This is a genomic window from Pseudoalteromonas sp. TB25, assembly GCF_000497995.1.
In the GTDB taxonomy this organism is placed as follows: Bacteria; Pseudomonadota; Gammaproteobacteria; order Enterobacterales; family Alteromonadaceae; genus Pseudoalteromonas; species Pseudoalteromonas distincta.
Genome location: NZ_AUTI01000088.1, coordinates 1 through 5,687 on the forward strand (window position 1 = coordinate 1; position 5,687 = coordinate 5,687).

Consider the following 5,687-nt stretch of genomic DNA (forward strand, 5'->3'; position numbering starts at 1 on the left):
CAGCCAGTGTAACTACATTGCTGTTTATGATGCCGCTGAGCCTCTCTATCGCTATAAGTATTCGTATTGGTAATCTATATGGTCAAAATAATTTACAGCAGTTAAAAGTTGCCGTATCGACTAGTTACATATTAGCTATTGTAATTGCACTATTTTTGGCACTTATGACTTTTACAGGTCGTGATTTAATTAGCCAACTTTATACCGACAGTCCCGCTGTAATGGCTCTAGCTTCATCAATTATGATACTAGCGTGTGTCTACCAGTTACCCGATGCATTACAGGTTGCTGCAAATGGCATGCTTCGTGGGTTAAAATACACCACGCCTATATCGTATATTACGTTTATATCGTATTGGTTAATCGGCTTTTGTTTAGGTTACGTATTGGCAAGAACAGACATAATTGTGCCAGCTATGGGGCCGCATGGCTTTTGGGTTGGAATAATAGTAGGCCTTAGTGTCGCTGCTATTTTATTAATGCTAACAGTAAGAAAGCGTCTAAAATATGAATTTGCTAACAGTGATTCACTCAATCAAAACTAATAAGCTCAGCCTTAAATCATTACCAGCTGCTTTGTTGGTAATGTGTTTTTTAATGCTTACTGGCTGCAACAAACCACAAAGTAGTGTAAACGCTACTTATATTGAACGCTTAAGTAGCACAGTTAATGCAAGCCCAACACAGCCTACGCCACTCAAGCAACTCCCTTTACTGCAGCCTCCCCCAATAGCACAAAGTGACTTAACACTGAGTATTGTTGAGCTTGCAGGCATTAGCCAATGTAAGCTTAACGTACTTATAAGTGAGCACAACAACCAATTAGGGAAAACAGCCAGTGCTGCTGGGCAATTAAAATATCAAATAAACTTTATTAAAAGTGCACAGGTTTGCTTAAATACGCTTGATAAAAATAGCCCTAGTTACACAAAAATACTCGCAGCCAAAAACTATAAAGAAACACACCTAATGTACTTTTTTAATACCATGTTATTTAAAGAACCTGAGTTAAATCGTACCTGGCAACTCACCTCAAACGAGCTCACTACTGAACCCGCTGGTTTTCGCGATACCGTATTTGCGCTAAAGCAACTTGCACTCATTAAGCAGCAAATTAAGGCTAAAGAATTTAGTGAAATTAATAGCGACTCTATTTTTAGTGCACTCGAGCAGCTTAATAAATTTCAATTTAACCAAGCACTCATTCAATCAGTCCGCATGCAGGTCGTATTAAATAACAACGCTACACAGTTTGTAAAAACACTAAACTTTAATACGCTGTGCCCAGAGGATAAAAATAATAAAAACGCAAAAATCATAAGCAACGTATTTCAAAAGTTTTACCTAAAAGAAATTCAGCCCTATCAAGCGCAATTAACTGGTTATCTAGAGGTACTACAACCGCTTTATAATGAGCTTTGGTTTAACGAAAGTATCTCAAGCCCTCAAATTAATAACTTAGTCAAAACGGGCTCGACAAGTAACTTACTGAACTTACTTAAAAGCTCAGCTAAAAAGCATGTGGTTTGGTGGCAAGGTTTTTATAAAACGTGTGAAATAAGCCCAATATGAATAAAAAAACGGCAAATAAACTCAAAAACAACAAACTTGCTTGATTCACCAACCGCCACGCTATATATTAGCCGCCGTTGTTAAGCAATTAACACTTACTTAAATAAAGCAATACGACTGTAGCTCAGTTGGTTAGAGCACTACCTTGACATGGTAGGGGTCGGTGGTTCGAATCCACTCAGTCGTACCAAAATTTATTCTTAACTTAAAGAGTAAATCTATTTAAGAACTAAAAAAATTGTACGACTGTAGCTCAGTTGGTTAGAGCACTACCTTGACATGGTAGGGGTCGGTGGTTCGAATCCACTCAGTCGTACCACTTCAAAGTAATGAAAAAACCTAAGAAAAAGCACTACCCACTCTTAATCACCCGGTCCAAGGGTCAGCAGTTCGAATCCACTCAGTCGTACCAACATTTAAGTAAAATAAAGTACATTTGAAAGAAAAAGCACTACCCGCTCTTGATCACCCGATCCAAGGGTCAGCAGTTCGAATCCACTCAGTCGTACCACTTCAAAGTAATTAAAAAAACCTAAGAAAAAGCACTACCCACTCTTGATCACCCGGTCCAAGGGTCAGCAGTTCGAATCCACTCAGTCGTACCAACATTTAAGTAAAATAAATAAAGTACATTTGAAAGAAAAAGCACTACCCGCTCTTGATCACCCGGTCCAAGGGTCAGCAGTTCGAATCCACTCAGTCGTACCACTTCAAAGTAATAAAAAACCGAAGAAAAAGCACTCCCTAGCTTACAAATTTACCACTTTGCAATTGAAGATTAAGTGACCAGTAACCTAAACTTGTTCGTGTCATTTAATAAATTTATTTTAGAGCCCAGACTCAGTGAACAACTTGCTAGGCTGTGTTTTTTGAAGCTATTACTGAATTTTATTTTTATATAAATAAACTTATTAGATACCAGAATATATTAACTGATAATTGATGGTTCTTTCGTGTTAGGTTTTTTTTCCATATAAGACTCCAACCTATCTGCTTCTCTTTTTACAACCTCATAGCACTCGCAAGATTGGTGCTCTAATTGAGGTCGGTCTATCACACTAATATGACCACGTTTATAAGTGATAACACCTAGTTTTTGTAGTTTACCAGCGGCCTCAGTTACCCCTTCACGTCTTACGCCTAACATATTTGCTATTAGCTCTTGAGTCATTATTAAATTGTTACTCGGTAAACGGTCAATCGATAGCAAAAGCCAGCGGCTTAGTTGTTGCACTATACTATGATGACGATTACAAACTGCGGTTTGCGCCGTTTGGGTAATTAATGATTGCGTGTAACGTAACATGAGCATACGCATATCAGGCTCGCTGTTAAACTGCCTGCGTAATTCACAAGCGGGTAAGCGATAAGCGGTACCAGCACTTTGCACAATAGCCCGATTAGGGGTGCTTTCTCCCCCCATAAATACAGCTATACCTACAACCCCTTCATTACCAATAACTGATATTTCAGCAGATGAGCCATCAATCATCACATACAATAATGAAACAATACTATCTATTGGAAAATAAACGTAATCGAGCTTTTCACTTGTTTCATAAATAACTTCTCCAAGGGATAAATTGACTCGCTGTAAAAGCGGAAACATGCGGTGTTGTGCATCAGTAGTTAAAGCATTAAGCAGTGTGTTCTTCAATTGACCCATCGAGTGTGAATTTCCTTTTTATATGCCCAACTTATAACTAATAAAACCTCAAAGTAATGGCTTAAAAGCATGTAAGTCAGGATGTTTTAATAATAAACTCGGATTTGTTTATACAGTTATTGGGCGCTAGAAATGAAAGGTCGTTGCTTTTTGATAATAAAAATTGTTCTATTTTTATTAAAGAATTTTAAGGTGCCTTTTTACGCTTATTCACTTTTAATATAAGCCGACACTCCCGCTGTACTTCACTGAAATAATAAAATCTTCAATACAACAAGGCGAATATGTACGCTAACACACATAGTTTAAATTTATCTGCCTTTAGTTAATATATATCCATAATGATTGATGGAGATTAAAGATAATCTACACCACAATATAGCGACAACTCCCTGTTATAAAAAATCGAACACTACTATTAGACTATGTGGGTTGACGAACCGACCATTAACGTTGCTTGATATATGTTGGTGTATGTATTCAGCAATAAGATAAACTTTATGAACATTTTTAATGGTGCGCTATTGATTCAGTAGGTGTAAAGTTGGTGCAGCAAACAATGTCGTCTTTGTACCAGCATTTAGTCAATAGCGATGATAAATTAATCCAATTACTCGCTCCACCTTGCATCACAACAAACGGGACTTATTATGACTAATGAAATTCAACACTCAATCGCAAACTTTGCAGCCTTAGAAACTTCAATAGCAAATGGGGAAGAACAATCGGTAAAAGAATTATTAGCAGATCAGTCAATGCAAGAGCTAGAAAAAAGCTACCTATTAGACTTAGCTAAACTCGGTAATAACAGCGCTATCATAAAGCTATTAAATGATATTCCAGTAACAAAATAAATTTAACTGGTTGCTCTATAGTACAAAAAATTAGCTAAGCATATTTTTGGTCAAACTGACATTTTTCAGAAATATTGTCAGCTTTTCCTATCTATTACATATCTGAAAATCGGTTAGCCGATTGCACAATTCTTTTGATCTCATTTTCTTCAATATCTTTTATTGTATCAAGCAACGTTTTTGCGCTTTCGATATCTACACGAGAATATATATGAATGTATAACTCAATAACTTGTTCATGATGGTTTACTATTTTATCCATAATGTCTGAGATATCTAGCTCTTCAAAGAGTGAGTTGCAATCAACGCGCTCAATAATTGAGTGCTTTTCGATGTAATCAAAACACCAGGTGTTTAGCGCTTTTACGTCTGCCGTATTTTCAAATCCTTGTACAATATTCTCTAAACTCTCCTCATGCTCAGATAGGTAGCGAAGCATCATTCGTGCTCCCTCATCCTTATTTTGTTTAGAGCTCTGGTTTAGGCTATCTTTTAAGTTTTTGTGAAATAAAACGGTCCAATTGAGTACATCTCTAATTGTTTCAATTTGCATTTATTGCTCCTAAGTTTGATGATATCTATACAATATTTAAATATGAAGCATGCTAATTTTTAGGATTAGGCTCACTCGCCTGAGTGTGTTGTAAATACTGAAATAGCTCACTATCGGTCGATAATACCAATGTTGTGTTTTTGCTAAGGGCAAGTTCAAGCGCCTGCAACGAACGGGTAAATGCATAAAATGCGACTGCTTGATCATTTTTGTTATAGGCTGAGGCGTAAATAGCGGCTGCTTTAGCATCAGCTTTACCTCTAATTTCTGTTACTGCTCGGTAGGCTTCAGATTGAATTTTATCTAAGTCTCGCTCTCTGTTACCTTGTATACGGGCAGCTTCGCCTTTTCCTTCTGACAAAAAGCGTTCTGCTATTTGACGACGTTCGCTGATCATACGTTCATAGATTTTAGGGCGTACACTTTCATTATAATTAATACGTTTAAAGCGAATATCCATAAGCTCAATACCAAATACGCGCACTTTTTTTGCCGCCTCATTAAATATATCTTGCTCGACAACTAAGCGTCCCATGCTTATAGGCACTAAACTACCAATATTTTGCTCTTTTTCAGCCTCGGTGAGTGACGAGTCACGCAAAGGTTGGCGATCTTTCGTTGTACGAATAATTTCGATTAATTCGTGTGTGGCTACTGCATTACGCGTTTCACTGCCAAAAATATCATCGAGCCTAGACTGTGCGCTTCGCTCATCACCTAAGCGTAAAAAATACTGCAACGGATCGGTAACCTGCCACCGCGCGTAAAGACTTACAGAAATATAAAGCTTATCTTTGGTCGGCATATCAGAAGGTGTTCCTTCCCATTCCAGCACGCGCTTATCAATAAAATTAACTTGCTGAACAAATGGCATTTTGAGTTGAATACCCGCCTCTCTAATTGGCTCACCAACCGGTTTACCAAACTGAGTAATAACAACCTGCTCTACTTCGTTAACCGTATATAAAGCGCTATATAAAGTAACCCCTACAATTGCAGCTAAAATACTGCCGCCAACGATTAAATAAAATTTCATGGCTGC

The 5,687-nt window shown here is 37.5% G+C and carries 6 protein-coding genes and 2 tRNA genes; 5 read left to right on the plus strand and 3 right to left on the minus strand.

All coding sequences use genetic code 11. From position 1 onward, the window contains the following. From L652_RS0101760 to L652_RS0101775, 4 genes are all read left to right on the plus strand, one after another. Positions 1–545: MATE family efflux transporter (locus L652_RS0101760; protein WP_024596495.1), on the plus strand; the 545-nt coding region annotated here is incomplete at its 5' end. Continuing rightward, entirely contained in the window at positions 508–1,572 is a 1,065-nt protein-coding gene (locus L652_RS0101765) for a DUF3080 family protein (protein ID WP_024596494.1), read from the plus strand. The genes L652_RS0101760 and L652_RS0101765, both read left to right, overlap by 38 nt. A gap of 113 nt (positions 1,573–1,685) precedes the next feature. Continuing rightward, positions 1,686–1,762: transfer RNA gene (locus tag L652_RS0101770), tRNA-Val, on the plus strand. 52 nt (positions 1,763–1,814) lie between these two features. After that, a tRNA-Val gene (locus L652_RS0101775) sits at positions 1,815–1,891 on the plus strand. 609 nt (positions 1,892–2,500) lie between these two features. On the opposite strand, the gene L652_RS0101785 is transcribed toward L652_RS0101775, so the two are convergent. Further along, positions 2,501–3,238: a Crp/Fnr family transcriptional regulator gene (locus L652_RS0101785; protein ID WP_024596492.1), complete on the minus strand. Its 738-nt coding sequence runs from the start codon at positions 3,236–3,238 to the stop codon at positions 2,501–2,503. A 650-nt stretch (positions 3,239–3,888) separates the two neighbouring features. Here L652_RS0101785 and L652_RS0101790 point away from each other — a divergent pair. Continuing rightward, positions 3,889–4,092, plus strand: a complete 204-nt coding sequence (locus tag L652_RS0101790) for a hypothetical protein (RefSeq protein ID WP_002962616.1) — start codon at positions 3,889–3,891, stop codon at positions 4,090–4,092. Between the two features lie 94 nt (positions 4,093–4,186). On the opposite strand, the gene L652_RS0101795 is transcribed toward L652_RS0101790, so the two are convergent. Together L652_RS0101795 and hflC are read right to left on the minus strand one after the other, a co-directional pair. Then, complete coding sequence (locus L652_RS0101795; RefSeq protein ID WP_024596491.1) at positions 4,187–4,645, minus strand: hypothetical protein; 459 nt, start codon at positions 4,643–4,645, stop codon at positions 4,187–4,189. A gap of 52 nt (positions 4,646–4,697) precedes the next feature. Further along, entirely contained in the window at positions 4,698–5,681 is a 984-nt protein-coding gene (hflC, locus tag L652_RS0101800) for a protease modulator HflC (protein ID WP_024596490.1), read from the minus strand. Positions 5,682–5,687 lie beyond the last annotated feature (6 nt).